The 19,260-nt window shown below is 39.8% G+C and carries 20 protein-coding genes; 8 read left to right on the forward strand and 12 right to left on the reverse strand.

Going from position 1 to position 19,260, the window contains the following annotated elements; genetic code table 11:
• Positions 1-73 precede the first annotated feature (73 nt).
• The 7 genes from V7O61_RS08530 to V7O61_RS08560 all read right to left on the reverse strand — a co-directional run bounded on the left by V7O61_RS08530 (position 74) and on the right by V7O61_RS08560 (position 7,404).
• Positions 74-934, reverse strand: coding sequence for a formylglycine-generating enzyme family protein (locus tag V7O61_RS08530; protein ID WP_407282138.1), 861 nt, complete (start codon positions 932-934; stop codon positions 74-76).
• Between the two features lie 320 nt (positions 935-1,254).
• Positions 1,255-1,890 (reverse strand): GTP--adenosylcobinamide-phosphate guanylyltransferase, encoded by a 636-nt coding sequence (locus tag V7O61_RS08535; protein WP_023843767.1) that lies wholly within the window; start codon positions 1,888-1,890, stop codon positions 1,255-1,257.
• The gene (gene cobS / locus V7O61_RS08540; RefSeq protein ID WP_407282137.1) at positions 1,878-2,699 is read right to left on the reverse strand and encodes an adenosylcobinamide-GDP ribazoletransferase; all 822 of its coding nucleotides are present in this window, start codon (positions 2,697-2,699) and stop codon (positions 1,878-1,880) included. Before cobS ends, V7O61_RS08535 begins: the two co-directional genes overlap by 13 nt.
• The gene (gene cobZ / locus V7O61_RS08545) at positions 2,696-3,295 is read right to left on the reverse strand and encodes an alpha-ribazole phosphatase CobZ (RefSeq protein WP_048135580.1); all 600 of its coding nucleotides are present in this window, start codon (positions 3,293-3,295) and stop codon (positions 2,696-2,698) included. The genes cobS and cobZ overlap by 4 nt, the downstream gene beginning before the upstream one ends.
• A gap of 125 nt (positions 3,296-3,420) precedes the next feature.
• Complete coding sequence (locus V7O61_RS08550; RefSeq protein ID WP_023843770.1) at positions 3,421-4,401, reverse strand: cobalamin biosynthesis protein; 981 nt, start codon at positions 4,399-4,401, stop codon at positions 3,421-3,423.
• On the reverse strand, positions 4,398-5,891 hold the full coding sequence (locus tag V7O61_RS08555) for an aminotransferase class I/II-fold pyridoxal phosphate-dependent enzyme (protein ID WP_407282136.1): 1,494 nt from the start codon (positions 5,889-5,891) through the stop codon (positions 4,398-4,400). The genes V7O61_RS08550 and V7O61_RS08555 overlap by 4 nt, the downstream gene beginning before the upstream one ends.
• A gap of 61 nt (positions 5,892-5,952) precedes the next feature.
• The gene (locus tag V7O61_RS08560; protein WP_407347375.1) at positions 5,953-7,404 is read right to left on the reverse strand and encodes an aminotransferase class I/II-fold pyridoxal phosphate-dependent enzyme; all 1,452 of its coding nucleotides are present in this window, start codon (positions 7,402-7,404) and stop codon (positions 5,953-5,955) included.
• A gap of 209 nt (positions 7,405-7,613) precedes the next feature.
• On the opposite strand from V7O61_RS08560, the gene V7O61_RS08565 reads away from it, so the two are divergent.
• The 7 genes from V7O61_RS08565 to V7O61_RS08595 all read left to right on the forward strand — a co-directional run bounded on the left by V7O61_RS08565 (position 7,614) and on the right by V7O61_RS08595 (position 13,505).
• The gene (locus V7O61_RS08565; protein ID WP_023843773.1) at positions 7,614-8,396 is read left to right on the forward strand and encodes a TIGR00266 family protein; all 783 of its coding nucleotides are present in this window, start codon (positions 7,614-7,616) and stop codon (positions 8,394-8,396) included.
• A 40-nt stretch (positions 8,397-8,436) separates the two neighbouring features.
• Positions 8,437-9,102: a metallophosphoesterase gene (locus V7O61_RS08570; protein WP_407282134.1), complete on the forward strand. Its 666-nt coding sequence runs from the start codon at positions 8,437-8,439 to the stop codon at positions 9,100-9,102.
• 33 nt (positions 9,103-9,135) lie between these two features.
• Complete coding sequence (locus V7O61_RS08575; RefSeq protein ID WP_407282133.1) at positions 9,136-9,639, forward strand: hypothetical protein; 504 nt, start codon at positions 9,136-9,138, stop codon at positions 9,637-9,639.
• Positions 9,640-9,661: 22 nt separating this feature from the next.
• Complete coding sequence (locus tag V7O61_RS08580; RefSeq protein WP_407282132.1) at positions 9,662-10,813, forward strand: tRNA (guanine(10)-N(2))-dimethyltransferase; 1,152 nt, start codon at positions 9,662-9,664, stop codon at positions 10,811-10,813.
• 109 nt (positions 10,814-10,922) lie between these two features.
• On the forward strand, positions 10,923-11,504 hold the full coding sequence (locus V7O61_RS08585; protein ID WP_407282131.1) for a MarR family transcriptional regulator: 582 nt from the start codon (positions 10,923-10,925) through the stop codon (positions 11,502-11,504).
• Between the two features lie 44 nt (positions 11,505-11,548).
• The gene (locus V7O61_RS08590) at positions 11,549-12,232 is read left to right on the forward strand and encodes a DUF2110 family protein (protein WP_023843778.1); all 684 of its coding nucleotides are present in this window, start codon (positions 11,549-11,551) and stop codon (positions 12,230-12,232) included.
• A 64-nt stretch (positions 12,233-12,296) separates the two neighbouring features.
• The gene (locus V7O61_RS08595; protein WP_023843742.1) at positions 12,297-13,505 is read left to right on the forward strand and encodes an ISL3 family transposase; all 1,209 of its coding nucleotides are present in this window, start codon (positions 12,297-12,299) and stop codon (positions 13,503-13,505) included.
• Between the two features lie 54 nt (positions 13,506-13,559).
• Here V7O61_RS08595 and V7O61_RS08600 read toward each other — a convergent pair whose 3' ends face one another.
• Entirely contained in the window at positions 13,560-14,300 is a 741-nt protein-coding gene (locus tag V7O61_RS08600) for an ArsR family transcriptional regulator (protein WP_023843779.1), read from the reverse strand.
• A 133-nt stretch (positions 14,301-14,433) separates the two neighbouring features.
• On the opposite strand from V7O61_RS08600, the gene V7O61_RS08605 reads away from it, so the two are divergent.
• On the forward strand, positions 14,434-15,453 hold the full coding sequence (locus V7O61_RS08605; RefSeq protein ID WP_407282130.1) for a class I SAM-dependent methyltransferase: 1,020 nt from the start codon (positions 14,434-14,436) through the stop codon (positions 15,451-15,453).
• A gap of 31 nt (positions 15,454-15,484) precedes the next feature.
• Here the strand turns inward: V7O61_RS08605 and V7O61_RS08610 are convergent, their stop codons facing one another.
• The 4 genes from V7O61_RS08610 to V7O61_RS08625 all read right to left on the reverse strand — a co-directional run bounded on the left by V7O61_RS08610 (position 15,485) and on the right by V7O61_RS08625 (position 19,220).
• The gene (locus V7O61_RS08610; RefSeq protein WP_023843781.1) at positions 15,485-15,958 is read right to left on the reverse strand and encodes a DUF2124 domain-containing protein; all 474 of its coding nucleotides are present in this window, start codon (positions 15,956-15,958) and stop codon (positions 15,485-15,487) included.
• Positions 15,959-16,030: 72 nt separating this feature from the next.
• Positions 16,031-16,993 carry a methenyltetrahydromethanopterin cyclohydrolase gene (gene mch, locus V7O61_RS08615; RefSeq protein ID WP_048135589.1) on the reverse strand — a complete coding sequence of 321 codons (963 nt, stop codon included), beginning with the start codon at positions 16,991-16,993 and terminating at the stop codon, positions 16,031-16,033.
• Between the two features lie 252 nt (positions 16,994-17,245).
• Positions 17,246-17,644, reverse strand: a complete 399-nt coding sequence (locus tag V7O61_RS08620; RefSeq protein WP_407282129.1) for a DUF6979 family protein — start codon at positions 17,642-17,644, stop codon at positions 17,246-17,248.
• 100 nt (positions 17,645-17,744) lie between these two features.
• The gene (locus V7O61_RS08625; RefSeq protein WP_407282128.1) at positions 17,745-19,220 is read right to left on the reverse strand and encodes a response regulator; all 1,476 of its coding nucleotides are present in this window, start codon (positions 19,218-19,220) and stop codon (positions 17,745-17,747) included.
• Between the last annotated feature and the right edge of the window lie 40 nt (positions 19,221-19,260).

Below are 19,260 nucleotides of genomic sequence, written 5' to 3' on the forward strand. Positions count from 1 at the left end.
AAAAACAAAACATTCTATGATTAAAACTCAAAACTTCAAAAATAAGAAAAAAGGATGATACCCAAACCGGATATCAAATCTCTTTCACAAGACGGAAACCAATATAATTCATACGGCTTCCCTCACCGATACTTTCCCTTGCAGCGGAACGGCAGTTGACTTCAGCATTATCCCAGCTTCCACCACGGATAACTCTTCTGTCTACACCATTTGTCCATTCACTACCGTCAGTTGGTGCTTTGTTGTAATTACTGTGATATTCATCCTGCACCCATTCAGCAACGTTTCCATGCACATCATAGAGACCCCATGGGTTTGCTTCCTTCATACCTACCGGCCTTGTCTTGTCCTCAGAGTTATCATCGAACCAGCCATAATCAGGCATCATCGAAGCATCATCACCGAAAGAGAAAGCCGTGTCAGTACCTGCCCTTGCAGCATACTCCCATTCCGCCTCTGTAGGCAGGCGGTAGCTTTCAGTTCCTTCCATCTCATTGAGAGCTTCAATAAACTCATTAACCTGTGCCCATGATACTTTTTCTACCGGAAGGTCCCCATCGCCTGTGAAGGAAGAAGGATTCTCACCCATAACTTCTTCCCACTGGTCCTGGGTTACTTCATAAACACCGATATAGAAATCATTTCCAATGGTCACCTGGTGAACAGGTCTCTCTTCCTTATCACTGTATTTTTCATCTTCAGGAGCACCCATCAGGAAATCACCGGCAGATACCTTCACAAATTCCATGTCAATAGAATTGGTGAATGTGCTGTCATCAACTTCTGTTTCTTCAGGAGTTGAGAACACATCCTCTACAACTTCCTGGGTTTCATCTTCATTTGCAATGTCATCAGATCCTGTACAGCCACTTATCATGACTGCAGCCAGAACTACCAGACACATTATAAAAGTCACGTAAAATCTTTTGATCATAAACCTATCCTCATATGTATTTACTGTAATAACAACCGAAATAACATTGGTTTTTGTCCAAAACCTGATTTAAATGCTTTGGTTTATTCCGAAAAACAAGTAAGACTACTTTCAGTAAAAAGTTCAGTAAAAAACATAAAACCTAGAAATGAATTGAATGGCACCTTTTATTCGTTAAAAGGTGCCTGTGAGTTCTCCAACCAACACACAATAAGACAATTCCAACCTGTCTCTAAGATTATTAGTAATTATGAGATATAAAGTGTACGGATATTGTAATTAAATATCATTAACAATATTTTACTCCAACATATCCTCATTTAATTCTTGATCGAATTAGCATCCCGCTCAAGAATCATTTCTTTACATCTTTTAAGATCATCAGCCGTATTGATATTAAGAGCAAATTCAACATCATCCATCACAAGACTTACATAATCCTGCTCATGATCTACATCCTTTCCATCAAGTATGTTAACGCCTGAAGGAACTATCAGCTTTCCTTCACCACCCCAATTAAACACCGTATCAGGCCTTATCCCAAGGCTTTTACAAACAGATATCGGAGAAAATATAGACATAGCCGGCTTACCACATACCTTATATTCAGCAATTACCTTTTCAAGAAGCTCAGGAGTAAGCAGAGGTAAATCAGACATAAGTACCATAAGCGGATCGCTTATACAGGCGGCCTTCACAGCATATACCATATCACCAACATAGTTGCCACCACCTGTTGGTATCACCTGTACTTTACCATCATATTCTTCTTCCACATAAGATGCGGTTTTAGGGGTTGCCGGGGATACAGCAACGTAAATGTCGCCTATGTTTTCTGTTTTTTGCAGCGCATCGATTACATATGATATCAGAGGCTTTCCAAGTAACTCGACACAGGGTTTTTCCCCCATACCAAGCCTGCTTCCAAATCCCCCTGCCATTATTATAGCGTCCAAACAATACCTCCATACATCACTACCAATGTCACGGCTATAAGTGCGATTATCCTTCCTACCTCATTGGAAGCACCGATAACATCACCATTTACGCCACCAAAATGTCTCTTGCTGATATTGAGCAATACAAAAGTTGCCAGTATAGCTGCAATGAATGGAATTATACCAGTCATACCAAAACCAAGATAAAATGACATTGCAACACAGGCAACAATACCAATTACAAATCCTATAAGGTATTTAGGTACTGTGGTATTCTCGATAAGTATTGATCCCAGTCCTTCATGTATTGATTTACCGAATGCGGCAACTGTCAGCATGGACTGCATAGCACTAATCTCTGAGACAAACATTGCAAAGAAGAATATTTTTGCAACGTCGGCAACAGATGCATATGCAATGGCAGACTGTTCATTTAATGCCATCAGAGTCGCATAAAATGCAATAATAATAAGAGCGGCATAAGCAACACCACCTATTCCTAAGGACATGTCCTTCAGTGCTTTAAGTTTCTTTTCCACAGAACCATGAGCTGTAAGACCATCACCAAGGTCTGCCACTCCATCCAGATGGTTCAGTCCCGTAATATAGTAAACGAATGCTATTACAAGCACAGAGGCAATAGATATTGGAAGATAACTTACAAGAAGATAAGCAACTGCACCCATTAACAATCCAAGAACAATTCCCACTACCAGATGCAGGTATGTTCTTTTGAAGAACTCATCGAGTCCTTCCATGGTGATACCTACAGGAATTGTAGAAAGGAATCCGAAACTTGATCTGAGAGCTAATAAGAATCCGTTCATCCTGCTATCACATCACTTTTGCTTTCAGGATCTGGTTTCTTCTTGCTTTCATTCTTAGCCTTTTCAGCTGCTTCTGCCATTGCTCTTGTGTACATGTTGGCAGATACACCGCCTATTAGACCACCGATTATGTCATCCATGAAGGGACCAAGCTTTGCAAGAATTCCAGGTTTTTGTTTGTCAAAACGTACAAACTCAAACATTCCTTTATCACCACTGATATACTTGGAAATACTCATGCCAAGGACTTCATCAGCAATTATGAATGTAAGATCTTTTTCGTATGAACTTCTGCTGATATTGGGTAAACGCCCTTTTTGACCTTCTTTTTCAAGTAAAACACCAGAATAGATAAGAAGACAAAGGTTAGGATCGGATACTGCGATGTCAAGTTCTTTAAGGAACTTTTCCTCTGCAAGTTCTCTTGTTTCTATACCCGGATGTGGTGCATAAAGCTCAAGTGCCGCATCAACAAGCATCTGAACTGTTATTCCTTCCTCTTCAAGGATCTCGATTATATCCCTGGTGATCTCACCATCCAGTTCCCTGGACTGGTTCTTTTTCAGGTCTTTTGATTCTATATCCGATAATTTCATTGCCATCACTTCGGGGAGATTTCTTTATAAGATTGTTGTTTGAGATTGGATTGTTATGATTGTTATATTTCCGGATTTCAATTCTTAGATTTGAATATCAGATGTAATTGTGATTTTAAACACATTTATAGTATAATTATTAATGAAGATGCGATAATCGCAAAGAATGATGCCACAAGGATTATCCAGGATGTGAGTTTGATATCCTCTGACACAGGATAAACAAAACCATCACCAAGAACATAGGTGTTTGGTTTTTCCAGTTTTATTTTCAGGGCACCTGCAATTGAAGCCATTGGAAAACCTGAATTAGGAGAGGGAGTTTTTAGCCCATCCATGATACCTGTTTTAAGAGCAGTCCTGTAATCCGGAATCTTGACTTTACGATATACCAGACTCACAACAAGAGTTGCAGCTGACAGGAAGAGCACAGAAAGACGTGCAGGTATCCAGTTAAGTACATCATCAAACTTCGCAGAGAACCAGCCTACTTCAAGGTGGCGTTCATCTGTGTATCCTACCATGGAATCCAGAGTGCTTGTAGCTTTGAAAATGTATGCAGCAATGAGCCCGTATGGACCGAAACAGGCATAGAACAACAAAGGAGAAAGAATTCCATCCACATAATTCTCTGAAGTTGTCTCGATTATTGCCGAAGAGACCTGTCCCTCTTCCAGCTTTGAAGTATTTCGACTTACATACATTGAAAGCTTCTGCCTGGCACTGTCAAGTTTACCTGCATCCAGTTCTGTTCTTACTTCATTAGCTGCACCATAAAGGCAGCGAATTGCAAATGTTGCCTTAAGGAAATAAGCAGCCACAAGATAACGAAGAACAGCTGGAATGGACTCAATACTCATGAATAACATTGTAAGATAAGCAATCAGACACCCGAAAAGTATCGTTGTCAGACCAATGAATATTCCATAAAGTCTGCGATTGCTTTTAGGTATATTTTTCTTGAAAAAGCCTATCAACCTGCCCATCCAGACAACAGGATGGACTGCAAATGGAGGTTCACCAACTGCAATATCAAGGACATAGGCTAGAAGAAGCACTATAACCAGTTCACTGGCCTCTGGCTGTACCGGCACCGGCAGGATCATAGATTTTGCTCCATAACTTCCTTCCAGGCTTTTCTGATACTTTCATCGCTAAGACCTTCAGCAATGAAAATGGATAACAGGTCATCAACTATCTTTTCCTCATGAACGATAGTACAGTTCAGGCAGCTCCACACCTGACCGCCGCTTGAGCTTTCAATCCAGTTGCCACCTGTGCGACTGTCCTCACACGGATAGAATGGACAGAAACAGAAGGTGCAGTCCTGTCCTTCAAAATGGCATGGGTAATAGTCACAGTCAATATTGCTTCCTTTACGACCATCTTTTGCAGCTACCTTAATGTTTTCATGAAGCTGCATCTCAGCCTGTTCCCTGCCCCATTCATAAATCACCTGACGGATTGTATCTGCAATTCGCTCATTCTCTTCCCTTGTGCGTATTGCCACTCTTATGTGATTCTTGCCATTATTCTGGAAAGACTCACAATCACGTATCAGTACACCATGAGATGCCATTCTTTCTGCAAGTTCTGATGAATTAAGAGAGAGATCAGTAATATCGACATAAATGTAATTTACACAGCTCTCAGCAGGTTTGAATCCCCTGCGGGAGAGTTTATCCATAAGGAATTCACGTTCCTGTTCTATGAAAGCTCTTGAATCAAGGAGATACTTGCTGTTCACACCGCCCTTCATACTTAGCAAGGCAGTAGCAATTGTATCTGAAACACATCCCATGTTCCAGGAAAGTCTTGCATTGTTAAGCACACATGCAAATTTAGAAGAAGCAACTCCGAATCCCATTCTGATTCCCGGAATTGCAAATGATTTTGTTAAAGAACGCTGGATGAAAAGATAATCGTTGTTTTCCACAAGATACGCAACACTCTGCTCCGGTTCTGCCAGTTCAATGTAAGCCTCATCCACAAAGAGTATGGTCTTTTGAGCTGCACATTGTTCTGCAAGCTTTTCCATCTTTTCTCTGTCAAACAATTTTCCGGTCGGGTTATTAGGATTACACACAAAGATTATCTTGGCTTCTGCAAGAATCTCATCTTCAAGATTGAAGATACCATCCTGATCGATGTACTTAATTTTGGCACCCATTACACTGCATTGTAATTCATATTCACTGAAGGTAGGTCTTGGAATTAGTACAACATCACCTTCAGCTACAACACACTCTGCCACCAGTCGTATAATCTCAGTTGAACCGTTTCCGGGAATAATGTTCTCATAGGTCATTCCCATTCCAACAAATTCTGCTGCAGCCGTGCGGTACTCAAGATAGCGGTTGTCCGGATACTGCTCAAGTTTTTCAAGTCCTTTATCCAGAAGCTCCTGTAAATTCAGCTCAGGCTCTGGCTGGTCAAAAGGGGTTCCTAAAGGGTTAAGACTGGCACTTGCATCCAGAATATCAGATTCGGGAATGCCGTATTTCTGGGAACTTTTTCTAATCAGCCCACCATGAACACATGGTTCAAGGCTTAGAAGATATTTTTTTACCGGAAGCGGTGGTCTTTGGTCTGTCACAATAATCAAAGCATGTAGAAATCAGGGAATATATTAACCTGCTCAGCTTAACTCCACAGAATCAAAGCAGGGGCTCAATGATCTCCTTCCATGCCCTCCTTATATTATCATCAGTGTCTCCATCTGCCATCAGTGCATCAAGCACCATTTTGGCAACTTTTGGTCTATGCAATAAAGTACAATGTTCGCAGCTCCACACCTGCCCTCCGGTGGAGCTTTCGATCCATTTGCCTCCTGTCCGTTCTTCCTCGCATGCATAAAACGGACAGAAACAGAAAGTACAATCCTGCCCGGTAAAATGGCAGGGATAATATTCACAGGTACCACGGCCTGCACAGGAACTTCCACCGTGCTCTATGGTCTCTTCTAGTTTTTCCCTTGCATCTTCCCTGCTGGTTTCAGCAAAGACAGTATCAAGAGTGTGTATTAATTTTTCGAAATCATCCCTTAAGCGGACTGATATTCTCACATAACGTTTATTCCCGTCAAAGAAATCACTACATTCACGTATCAATATTCCATGCAGAGCCAGCCCTTCGCTGAGTCTAACAGAATCAAGGAAGAGATCCTTTACATCAATGAGTATATAATTAGTACTGCTTTCAACAGGATCAAAACCGTAAATTCCTGAGAAACGTTTGACTATGTATTCCCTTTCTTTTTTAATAAACTCACGGGATCTTTTAAGATATTCACTATTAGGACCACCTGGCATGCTAAAGAAAGCCAGGGCTATAGCTTCGTCTGTCACACCGATGTTCCATGAAAGACGTGCAGCATTGAGTATGTTTGCAAGAGAAAGGGATGCAATTCCGTATGCCAGTCTGATTCCCGGCATTGCCGTAATGTTTGATACCGACCTTATTACGAAAAGATAATCATTATCAAGCGTCAGGTCAGCAATACTCATATCAGGATCAGACAGTTCAATTGCTGATTCATCAACAATAAGCAAAGTACCATGTTCAGCACATTTTCGGGCAAAAACGGAAAGCTTATCCCTGGGTACAAGACGGCCTGTAGGATTATTCGGATTGCCAAGAATAATAACCTTAGCCTTATCAAGTGTCATTTTTGGAAGATTTAATAATTCATCAGTAGTAAAAGAATGGATACGTGCTCCGAAAATCCCTGATATATGGCGATACTCACCGGATGAAGGTGAAGTGGTGATTACAATATCATCTTCATTGACAACGGTTTCCATAATCAGACGTAAAAGTTCACATGTACCATTTCCAGGCACAATATTGTCTGCAGAAATATTTTGACCAATATAAGCAGCAGCAGCCGTTCTGAGTTCCAGGTACCTGTTATCAGGATACTGTTCTATCCTTTCTGTAGATTCAAAAACAGCTTGTTTCAGGTCAAGGTTACTTGCCTGGAAATTGAACGGTGTGCCAAGTGGATTCGTGTTGGAACTGAAATCAAGAATATCTGATTCGGGACCTTTGAATCTCATTGCCAGATCATGAGTCCTCCCGCCGTGTTTCCTTGCCTGCAGTGCAAGCAAATAATGCTTCAAATGAAGTGGAAAATTTTTTCGGTACACACTTATCAACTGGTGGTTACGCACAGGAGCTATATTAAACTATTCAAGTTGAGTTGTGCAAAAGCCCACAGAATACGCATACCTGAGATAAAGCAATAAATACTGGTAACGCAAATCTCTATCACAAGTTCTTCAGGAACAGTAAATTGATTGAATTAGAGGAATGATAGATGGCTGATGAAATAGATTATAAGATTATTGGCGACGACATGCAGCTTGTAGAGATAGAACTGGATCCTAACGAAGCTGTAAGAGCAGAAGCCGGTGCTATGATGTATATGGGCCCCGGAATCAGAATGGAAACCTCTACCGGCGGCGGGCTCCTTAAAGGTTTAAAACGTGCTGTAACAGGCGAAAGCTTCTTTATAACGAGTTTTGTCCATGAAGGAGAAAATAAAGGATATGTGGCATTCGGAGCACCATACCCCGGTAAGATAATACCACTGGACCTCAGTAAGTTCGGAGGTAGTTTCCTCTGTCAGAAAGATTCGTTCCTCTGTGCTGCAAATGGAATTGAAATTGAAATGGCACTTACAAAGAAAATAGGAGCAGGACTTTTCGGAGGAGAAGGATTCATACTCCAGAGACTGAAAGGTAATGGAATGGCCTTTGTACACGCAGGTGGAGCCATTGTAGAAAAAGATCTGGCACCCGGAGAGACAATCAGAGTGGATACCGGATGTCTTACCGCATTTGAGGAAACTGTGGGATACGATATTACATGGGCAGGCGGTTTTAAGAATGCACTCTTTGGAGGAGAGGGGCTTGTACTGGCAACACTTTCCGGACCTGGAAAAGTATATCTCCAGAGCCTGCCGTTCTCACGTCTTGCAGACAGGATAGTTGCTGCATCAAGATACATGAACAGCAGCCAGCGAGAAGAATCCTCAGGAATTGCAGGCATAGGCAGCAGTGCACTGGGAAGCATTCTTGGTGGAGACCGCTCTTTCTAACTGAAAAGTTAACAGTAGTACAAACCGGAGATAACAAAAAATGAGATTGTTCGCTATAGCAGACCCGCATGGAAACTATTCCAGGATAGAAGCACTGCTAAAGATTGCAGGTGACGTGGATCTGGTACTGATAGCAGGTGACATCACAAATTTCGGACCGGATGAAAAGGCACTTGAACTTTTTGAAAAGTTCAGCCAGCAAATACTTGCTGTCCCCGGCAACTGTGATAATCAGTCTATTATCAAAGTGATTGAGAAATCAAAAGCCACTAACCTGCATAAAAGATCAATCTCAATAGATAGTGTCAGGTTTATAGGTATGGGAGGATCTAACCCCACCCCTTTCTGCACACCATTTGAAATAGAAGAATGTGATTTTGAAGATAACGTCAACAGCAGGCTGGAAGAGGTAAAAGCAGATGAAGTACTTGTGACCCTTACACATACTCCTCCTTTTGGGGTGCTTGACATGGTAGGGGATACAAATGTAGGATGCAAGGCACTCAATATATTTCTTGAAAGAGCTGACCTGATGGTGTGTGGACACATACATGAAGCAAGGGGAGTGGAGAAGGCTGGAAAAACCACAATTGTCAACCCAGGGATGGCTGCTTTGGGATTTGCTGCTGTTATAGACATTGAAATTCAAAATAATACTCCAATTATAAATGTTCAACTTATAGAAAGTGATAGTGAAGTTATTTAACCATCGGAAATATATTCTAATGCAGGTGATCCAATGAAGATGAAATTTTTTATGATACTCCTTGTCATGCTTTCTCTGGTAGTTGCCGGCTGTGTCGATGACACTGAAACCCCAACAGAAGAGAATGCATCCATGAACGATTCGATGACAGATGCAGCAAATGATACGGTTGCAGAAAATACTGACAATGTCTCTGTTGAGGAATCAGGTGAAGAAGAAGAAGAAGAAGTCATTTCTGACGAAGAGGACGAAACACTGGAAGTCATTGAATATGAGGGAGCAAAATCCTATACAGTATATATGAGAAACTTCAACGTGCAACCACATAACCTTACTATAAACGAAGGTGATTCTGTTATCTGGTTCAATGATAATGACCCTGTAAGGACCTTTACGCTTGTAAGCGGTGAAGGACTCTGGGAAAATGTAAGTATAGTTAACAGGAGAAATTTCATATACACTTTCAATGAGAGTGGTACCTTTACATACAGTGTGAAAACCTGGGACGCAATGAAGGGAACCATTATTGTTAAATAAGAATGTATCTTCTGGGAACCAAATGAATGTGAGATCTGTTAAAGAAGGAGATACTGAAGTTCTGGTTCCTGTTCCTGAAGAAGGGGCAAATTTTGCTCCTTCTGCAGCACCTGTTTTTTTTAATCCGGTTATGGAAATGAACCGCGATATTTCCATAGCTGCAACATCTGCTTTTCTTAAAAGAATGGAACCTGACCCTGAGAAGAGAATAACTTATGTTGATGCACTTTCAGCGTCAGGAATACGAGGCTTAAGAGTAGCTAATGAAATTGGCATTGAAACTACACTGAATGACTGGAGTGAAGATGCCTATAAGCTAATACAGGAAAATATTGAAAATATGGGAATTGGTGACCATACATTTGCAAGTCACAAAAATGCCAATGTTCTGTTACATGAAAAACATTTCAATATTGTTGACCTCGATCCTTTTGGCACACCTGCACCATTCCTTGCATCTGCTGCCCGTTCTGTAGTAAATTTACTGGAAGTCACAGCAACAGATACAGCACCTCTTTGCGGTGCACACCTGAATTCAGGAATCAGAAAATATGCTGCTATTCCACTTAATAATGAGTATCACAGTGAAATGGGAGTACGCATTCTTCTTGGCAGGGTTGCAAGGGAGCTTTCACTTCATGATAAAGCCATGGTTCCCCTTCTGTCACATGCTACCAGGCATTATGTAAGAACTTATCTTCATATCAGAAGAGGAGCAAAACAGGCAGATAAAATGCTGAAGAAAATGGGATTCATTGCACAATGTGAATGTGGGAACCGTGAGAAAGTTTATGGGCTTGCTGTCCATATCAACGATAAGTGCAGCCTCTGCGGTAAAGAATATCTTATTTCCGGACCCATGTGGCTTGGAGAATTACATGAACCTGAGTTCTGCGATGAGATCATTGAAGAAATGGAACAGCGAGATCTGGGAACAAAAGAGATGTCCGTTAAAATGCTGGAATTCTGCAGGGATGAGCTAAGTATTCCTATGTTTTATGACCAGCATCTCCTGTGTAAGAAACTTGGAGTATCTGCATCAACCATTGACACCCTTATCACTGCACTGAGAGACAATGGATATAAAGCATCAAGAACGCATTTTAGCGGTACTTCATTTAAAACGGATGCAGAACTACCTGATATAGAAAGAATTATTGTTAATATCCGATAGAAATATATAGTATTTTTATTTTAATGATATATATTAAAATATATAATTCCGGGTATTATGATGTTTTTTAAAACAAGGGTTCTAAAAACTAAATTAGAGGGGAAATCGTATGACAAAAGAATATGCTGAACAACTATTTTTACAGGAAAAACCAACCCTTGCCCTTCTGGCTATCTGGTCCCTTCAAAAAACCTATGCATCTGTTATAACTAAAGAGATTAATTCCACCTTTGCACACACTACTAAAATACTGGCCAAAATGGAAGAACATGGCCTTGTACAATTCTCAGTTGAAGGACGTGTAAAATATGTGGAACTTACAGATCATGGTTACAGGGTTGTAGATGCTCTTAAAAGCCTGATAATGGCAATTGAAGGTGAAACGCCTGAAGAGTCATCGGAAGAGAACAACACTGAAAACGGTGAAGGGAATTCAGAAAATACCGATGAAGCAAGGAAAACAACCCTTGATCATATAGACAGGCTGCACCAGCAGATTATGACCACTTATAACGATCTTGCAGAAAATGACACTGAGCTTCAGGTTATGAGAATGAAAATCGGTCCTTTCAGCAGGGATATCCAGTTACTCTTAAATTCAATAGAGGAGAATGAGGAGCTCATTGATGACGAGGGCCTGGATAAGCTTACAGAGATGCAGAATATCTTTGACCTTGTGATGAAACAATAACTAAAAGGACAATTTTAAGGATAATAAGTTTAAGGATAAGAATAATGGTCACCAAACTATTGATCAAGATTTATGGCAACAGGGAAAGAGCAACACATTCTGCTGAAGTGCTGATTAGTAATGAGTTAAAAGAGCTCGATGCTTCTGCTGAATTCTCTGTTAGTGATGATAACTGGTTTACTGTTGATATTGCCGGAGAAGATAATGAATTTGCATCTAATTTTCTTATGCAAAAATTCGGCACACCAGTAACAGAAATAGTCAAAAATGAAACCTATCACGGATTCATACGACAGATACATGATGATGAAATTGTTGTTGATGTCGGTGTTCTTGTAACCATACCACGGAAGAATCTCAACAATCTAGGAAATGGAACAGCTAAACAGATAGCTACCCGTTTTGGTATAATCAGACACCTGCCGGTAAAAGTAGAGATTACTGATGAAAAGGCTAAAATTGGGGTTTTTACAAGGGAACAGGCAGATCTATGGTGGAGCTGGAAGAAATCCGAACAGGACAGGGTTATTGCAAATTCAGTAACCAGATCAGAACTTAAAGCTGCCATCAAGAAAACAGGCCATGCAAGAGATATTTATGGTATTGAAAGGCTTGGACTTATGGAACACATGATTACATGCCGGGAAAATACTGACGGACCGGGAATTGTTGCTGCTATTGGCAAACTTGTAAAAGGTGAGCTTGGGGTTGTAAGAACCTCAAATTAAAGATATTGGATCTCCTCAAGATTGAGTGGGTAATTTAATATTCTGTTCATCCAATCCATATTGGATGGACGATAAACTCTTGATTCAAATGGCTCTGGGAATAACCCCTCCATGGTATGTGAAAGACATTGATCTTAATGTTTCTAAGAAAAGAATGGATATTTATCTAGATTTTACCAAGGGAACGAAGTTCCCTTGCCCAGTTTGCAACAAACTGTGTGATCTCCATGATACCAAAGAAAAAGTATGGAGACACCTTGATTTCTTCCATCATGAAACATACATTCATGCACGAGTTCCCCGAACAAAGTGTGATGGAGATGATGTAAAACTTGTAGAAGTTCCATGGACAAGACAAAATACTGGATTTACATTATTTTTCGAAGCACTAATCGTTGCAATGTCCAAAGAAATGAGTGTTTCTTCAATTGCTGAATTGATCAATATTCATGAAAATTCTGTATGGATAATTCTAGCTCATTATGTTGAAGAAGCCAGAGCAAAGATGGATCTCTCTGAGTTAGATACTATTGGAGTAGATGAAATATCTGTCAAAAAAGGTCACAGCTATGTGACCTTGTTCTATGATCTAAATCAATCAAGAGTAATTCATATTGAAAATGGAAAGAAAAGAAGTGTTTTCAAGAACTTCAGGGAAGTTCTTTCCAGAAAAATAGACCCTGATAATATCAAGTATATTTCAATGGACATGTATCCTGCTTTTAGGGGTGGAGCAAGGGAATATTTCCCAAATGCTAAGATCGTTTACGATAAGTTCCATATTGTCAAAATGATGAATGATGCAATTGATAAGGTTCGAAGAAAGGAGTATCAAACAAATAAAGATCTGGGTAAAACGAGATTCATGTGGTTGAAAAATCCTGAAAATCTATCGGATAGGGAAATAGCTAAGATTCGATCAATCAAAGATTTGGATACTAAAACAGCAAAAGCTTACAGATTTAAGCTTGGACTTCAACGTCTGTGGGATATAAAAAATATAGAGGTAGCGAGGGAATATCTTGACAAATGGCATTATTGGGGAACACATAGCAACATCAAGGAAATTATCACATTGGCCAAGATGATTAAAAGAAATTCTCATGGGATATTGGAATCAATCAAACAAGGTATCAGCAACGGTGTTGTTGAAGGATTGAACAACAAAATTAAAACTGCTTTTAAGAGATCATATGGATTGAAGACTGAGAAGTGTAGGAATACAATGATATTCTTGATGGCGGGTAAACTTCGTTTACCCACACGATGTTAAAGAGAGCCAAGATATTTAATATCAATCCGAACAGAAGAATAAATGGATTTTGTTCTATAATTTTGTCATCTGGAAAAGGCAGGAACCGCAATTGTCGTTGCATTTGCTGAGCATTTGCATTACACATTCCTCGCCCATTTTTGCCCTGAATACACCTTCAAAAACACCCTGGGCAAACGAACATAATGTTTTTTCTTTAATGGGGATAGAGCGGCAGTCAAAAAAGTTGTGTACGGCAAGTTTAATGGGGTCATTTTCAAGGACGGTAAAACTTCCAATTTCATTTTCCTCCCAGAAATCCAGCATTTCCTGAAGAATACTGGCAGGTTCCTGGGAAACAATATTTTTTGATAGGCTGTTTCCTATATCATTGCCTATCTTACGCATGATTGGGTCACAATTAACACCATGAGCCCTGAAACCATATTGGACAGCGTGGAACAGGCATTTTAAACAACCAAAAGAATGCACATCGGGAGAAGCTATAAGATCCAGCATCTCAGTATAATGCTTCATTCCCGGTTCCTGTGAACATGCCACGTATTGACATCTCAGGAAATAAACCTTTTTTCTTTTGTCGTTAGCATCAATAGTTTCCTCAAGGAGATTCTGAGTCTTCAGGTCGTTAAGATGAACGGAGATTGTTGATTTTGCTTTTCCTGTATGCTGTACAATTTCATCAAATGATTTACAGCCTGTTTTGAGAAAATCGAGTATCTTAATCTTTACAGAACCATTAAGAGCAATAACTCCAATATCAGTGGAAAAAATAGCTGTGTTGTCTCCGTTGTTCATGTATTTATGAATAAATACGACAACGTATTTAAATGTTCGCTATTCAACGAATGAGTTTATCAATATATAAAGACATGATTACAATCACATATGTAGCTTTATATATTATTTTGAGAAAATATACCCCGCCCCAATGACTATGAACAAAAGTATCCGCGTACCGCTAAAAAATGCGGAAAAAATAAGAATTGAACTGGCAGAATCAGGAAGACTGGATCCGCACCGCAAGATAAAGCTTATTGGCACAAACCAGCGTTTTCTCGAAATACCGGTTACTGAAGACATTGAAGGTTTTGAGACTTTCATACAGGAAGATGCGGAGTTTTACAATAAATGGCAGTCACTTGAAGAACTGCTGAAAACTGAGATATCCGCAGATGAACTTAAGAAACTGCCTTCGGGATGGCAGATTGTCGGGGAAATTATAGTTGTCACTATTGACTTTTCAATCGACTACCTTAAAATGCAGATAGCTGAAGCATTGCTACAGATGTACCCTTCATGCAATACAGTTGTACGCGACCTTGGAATAAGCGGCCAGTTCAGGTTGCCCAAAAGAGAAGTCCTTATTGGAAATAACACTGAAACTATTAACAAAGAACATGGCTGTCTTTTCAAGCTTGATGTTACAAAAGTGATGTTCTCCAAAGGAAATCTTCATGAAAAGAAGCTCATGAGTAATATTGGAAATGATGAGACAATAGTTGACATGTTTGCAGGAATCGGATATTTTACCATTCCTATGGCAGTTCATGCAAAACCCAAAAAGATCATTGCAGTTGAAATAAACCCGCAGTCTTACGGATACCTTAAAGAGAACATATCCCTGAATAAAGTAGAGGACATTGTTGAAGCTCGAAACGGAGACTGTGCGGAACTGACACCAAAAGGAGTTGCTAACAGAGTCCTAATGGGATATGTGAACACAACACACCATTATCTTGACGCGGGTATTGCCGCGCTGAAACCTGAAGGCGGCATAATCCATTATCATGAAACAACACCTGAAAGTATGGTGTTTTCAAGACCTGTTGAAAGAATAGAAACTGCAGCTCTGAAAGCTGGAAAGACGGTTGAAATACTGGACTGCCGTAAAATCAAAAAATATTCCCCGGGCGTCTGGCATGTTGTTGTAGACGCCAGGATTTCTTAAAAATAAAATAAGAAGAATTAGGTATTTAAGTTTACAGTTTTTTGATCTCGTTTGTCATATCTGCATCAATTATGTAATCAAAGTCAATGTGACCTGGCCAGTTGCAGTTTATTAGCATTGACTGGAAGCAGACACCGATAATAAGTTTCTTGTCAGCATCTTTGGTTAGTTCATCAACAAGTTCTTTCATCTTTTCAGGCTCAACGCCTATCTTTGGCATTGCAAGACCGCCAAGAATGACTACAGTATCAGCAGAAGGATCTGCCTTTTCATCAAGCTGCATTCCGTATGATGAGAATACCATTGAACGTGCTTCATCTGCACGCAGATCCGGAAGGAAAATAGTCTCTTTATCGCTGCCTCGTAAAACAAATGCCATAAGCTCGGCAAATGGTGTACAGAAACCAACGGTTCCTATAAAAGTAATCTTTTTAGAATCACTAACAAGTTTCCTGAATTCTGTAAGCTGACCACCGATACCTTTTGAAGTACTTATGATTTCCATTACTATCTCCAAAAGAAAAAAAGTAATACAACCTTTAAGGTTGTATCGGTATTATTTGAGTATGTTAAAGGCTTAAATCTCTTTTATGCCGAAGGATTCCAGCAGAATGCCAGGGTTGATCCTTCCGCTTGTAAAGGACTTCTTGCTCTTGACATCATTAACTGTAATCTTTGCTGGTGCAAACATTCCTGCGTCAACCTTGAAGAAGTCAAACTCTGCTTCCTTAAAAGTTGTGTAGAATGGCTTACCGAAGTCCCTTGATGTTGTGGATGGTGCCTTCTTTACAAGCTCTTCCAGTTTCTCAACATCTCCATACTCAACGGTGTAGTATGTCTCACCACAGTAGATGATACAGTCGTTGGTTGAACCCATGCACTTTGTATCGTCACCGACAACAGGTGCAATTGGAGCAACACCGAAACCGCTCTTGATTGTGTTGATGTCGTATCCGATGGATTCGAGCTTGTGGATACCTGTCTCAACAATACGTGCTGAGATCTGTACGCATCCTGCAATTGATGCTGTTGGTGCAACAGCGATATAGACGTTCTCAGGGTCGACACTGCAGTGTTTTGCAATGTACTCAACAACCTCTTCGTTTGGTATTTCACTTGATTCCATTACAAGGACTGCAAATTCGGAGTCATCCTTGTAGCCAATTTCTTCGTACAGTTCTTTTGGTTTAAGTCCAAGAGCCCTTGCAGGACCTGAACCCATACCGAAATATTTACCGACTGCAATTCTCCAGCCTGCGTATTGGGATGCCATACATGCGATGGTTGGGTGATCTGTTGCTACCTGAATAGCTGGTACCGGAAGACCGTCCAGGTCGAACTTGGTGTAGCTGATGTCTGCAAGATCTGCAAGACAGAGACGGGAAAGATACATACCTGCATCATATCCACCTTCTACATTCACACCACAGTCAATGACAGTAGCGCCGTTATCAAGCTCTATGGACTTGACTTTCAGTTCCTCTTCCCAGTCAAGCATCTCATCAATTATAGCTAATCCCTTTTCGTTGACACTTATCACGTTTATCACTCTTAACCTGTTAATCGAGTGACATTAGGCACTGGAGCATATATACCTACCGTCTTTTCAGGCAATAAATATACTCAATTAGCTACCTATGGTATCACTCACTGCTCGCTAATATGAAAATATATGATATGAAAGTTGTGATTACTTTTGAGATAAAGACTCGATTTACTAAATAATCGATGATTACATCCTGATTTTTATTATCGGCGTTATAAAGTATATGAAATTACTGATTAAGAGATTTCACAGCAGTTTTTCATCTTTAATGAAACCATTTTTCCATAAAGTGATAACAACATCCATTTGACTATTGTGTGATTTTGATTCACCGGCGACTTCTAACCAAAGAGCTTTTTTGTCATGCACTAAATTTGATGTTTCTCTCAGAATCTCAACAGCTTTTAATGCATATTTTTTATTTTTCTTAGAATCAGTATAGTTACCCTTTGGTATTCCTCTAATTAAGCCTTCTTCACATAAGCCCAGAAATGCATTTCGTGGACAAACTTTTCTCTGACTAGAAGTTCCTGCCCCAAATATATCAGAGGCAATCAGATTCCAAATATCTTCTGGATTTTCTCCTTTGTTCGCTGCTATTGCCTTCGCTGCTTTTATGGCGGTTTCCCCATATTTTCCCATCATATAACCTCCTTGCATAGTTGAATTTAATGATTACTTTATGCTAAGAAGTATGATATTCAAGCTACTTAAGTCAATTTAAAAAATCAGAAATACTGGCGAATTAAGAATCTTTCTTAAGCGTCAGCCAGAAAACACTACCCTTGCCTTCAGGATTGTCATCCACATCGATGACCTCTTTATGAAGATCCATAATCCTCTTAACAATTGCAAGACCTATACCAGTTCCACGAATATTTTCCTTATGGAGCCTCTTGAAGCGTTCAAAAACAGTTGCCTTGCTTTCGTTTGGTATTCCGTCACCCTGATCAATGAAACTTAGCTTCCACTTGTCCCCGATATCCATGACATAAATTGTAATAGTGCTGCCTTCAGGACTGTATTTTATGGAATTGGACACAAGGTTTACAAAAACTCTTTCCATCATAGGATTTGCAAGGGCAAAACAGGATTCATCCATGTTGACACAAATTTCCATATTCTTTTCCATGGCCTGATGTTTAAATCCATTAACTGTGTCATTTATCATTGAATTCAAATCAATGCGCACAAAACTGATATCATCAACTGATTCCAGTTTAGCAAGATGAGCCGCATCCTCGATCATAGAAATCAGTTTTTCAGTTGCAGTGCTGACATTGTTCAGCAGGTTCTTCTTGCTTTCATCAGTTTCAATTTCAAAAAGTAATTCTACAAATGACTTAATAAGACCTGCGGGATTAAGCAGATCATGCCTCATGACATCGGTAAAAAGGTCTTTGAGATCATTAGATCTCTCAAGCTGGTAAGCATATTCCTTTAGCTGCTTTTCAGCTTCTCTCATCTCAGTGATGTCCTCACCTGATATCAGAATACCCACATTATTGCCTGAATTGTCCTTCAAAGGTGAATCGTAGCATCTAAACAGACGTTCTTCACCCGTATTTACAATAATGGGAAACTCACTATATTCATAGGGTTTAATACTGCCAGAAACAAGACCATCGTAATGAGCTCTTATATCGCTTACCCAGTCATGAGGGATAAACGACTCTATCCAATCCCTGCCAATTATTTTGTCAGGACTGTAACCCAGAAAATCAGATCCTTTCTTATTTATTGTAGTAACCTTGAAATCAAGATCAAGAACAGCTACCAGAATACCAACGTAATCAAGGTAATAATACGCTTTGTTCTTCTCAACCAGAAGGTTGTCATGCTGCTCTTTTATTCTTAGAAGAGAGTCAATTTTCTTCTCAAGCTCAAATTTACCAACTGGTTTTTTCAGAAAATCATCTGCACCAGCCTCGATTCCTCTCTGGTGATCTGCTTTGTCGGTTAAAGCTGTGACCATTATAATAGGTATAAAATCCATTTTGAACTCATTGCGAATCACCCTGCAGACATCATATCCATCCATCTCTGGCATCATTACGTCCAGTAATATCAGATCAGGACATTCATCTTTGACTTTTGCAAGAGCATCTTTTCCATTATAGGAAGTTACAATATCATAGTCATCCCCAAGATATACAGACAATAATTCCACATTCAGAGGTTCATCATCAACAATAAGGATCTTATCTTTTGAGGCTGTCATCTAACATTCAATATAATTCTACATTTATATAAAGGTGTCT

The organism is Methanolobus sp. WCC1 (assembly GCF_045690315.1).
Lineage (GTDB): Archaea > Halobacteriota > Methanosarcinia > Methanosarcinales > Methanosarcinaceae > Methanolobus > Methanolobus tindarius.

Bases quoted from the DNA above. Each gene is read 5' to 3' on its own strand.
- V7O61_RS08530 (WP_407282138.1), bottom strand. From the start codon at position 934: ATGATCAAAAGATTTTACGTGACTTTTATAATGTGTCTGGTAGTTCTG.
- cobS (WP_407282137.1), bottom strand. From the start codon at position 2,699: ATGAACGGATTCTTATTAGCTCTCAGATCAAGTTTCGGATTCCTTTCT.
- cobZ (WP_048135580.1), bottom strand. From the start codon at position 3,295: ATGAAATTATCGGATATAGAATCAAAAGACCTGAAAAAGAACCAGTCC.
- V7O61_RS08550 (WP_023843770.1), bottom strand. From the start codon at position 4,401: ATGATCCTGCCGGTGCCGGTACAGCCAGAGGCCAGTGAACTGGTTATA.
- V7O61_RS08565 (WP_023843773.1), top strand. From the start codon at position 7,614: ATGGCTGATGAAATAGATTATAAGATTATTGGCGACGACATGCAGCTT.
- V7O61_RS08570 (WP_407282134.1), top strand. From the start codon at position 8,437: ATGAGATTGTTCGCTATAGCAGACCCGCATGGAAACTATTCCAGGATA.
- V7O61_RS08575 (WP_407282133.1), top strand. From the start codon at position 9,136: ATGAAGATGAAATTTTTTATGATACTCCTTGTCATGCTTTCTCTGGTA.
- V7O61_RS08580 (WP_407282132.1), top strand. From the start codon at position 9,662: ATGAATGTGAGATCTGTTAAAGAAGGAGATACTGAAGTTCTGGTTCCT.
- V7O61_RS08585 (WP_407282131.1), top strand. From the start codon at position 10,923: ATGACAAAAGAATATGCTGAACAACTATTTTTACAGGAAAAACCAACC.
- V7O61_RS08590 (WP_023843778.1), top strand. From the start codon at position 11,549: ATGGTCACCAAACTATTGATCAAGATTTATGGCAACAGGGAAAGAGCA.
- V7O61_RS08595 (WP_023843742.1), top strand. From the start codon at position 12,297: ATGGACGATAAACTCTTGATTCAAATGGCTCTGGGAATAACCCCTCCA.
- V7O61_RS08600 (WP_023843779.1), bottom strand. From the start codon at position 14,300: ATGAACAACGGAGACAACACAGCTATTTTTTCCACTGATATTGGAGTT.
- V7O61_RS08605 (WP_407282130.1), top strand. From the start codon at position 14,434: ATGACTATGAACAAAAGTATCCGCGTACCGCTAAAAAATGCGGAAAAA.
- V7O61_RS08610 (WP_023843781.1), bottom strand. From the start codon at position 15,958: ATGGAAATCATAAGTACTTCAAAAGGTATCGGTGGTCAGCTTACAGAA.
- V7O61_RS08620 (WP_407282129.1), bottom strand. From the start codon at position 17,644: ATGATGGGAAAATATGGGGAAACCGCCATAAAAGCAGCGAAGGCAATA.
- V7O61_RS08625 (WP_407282128.1), bottom strand. From the start codon at position 19,220: ATGACAGCCTCAAAAGATAAGATCCTTATTGTTGATGATGAACCTCTG.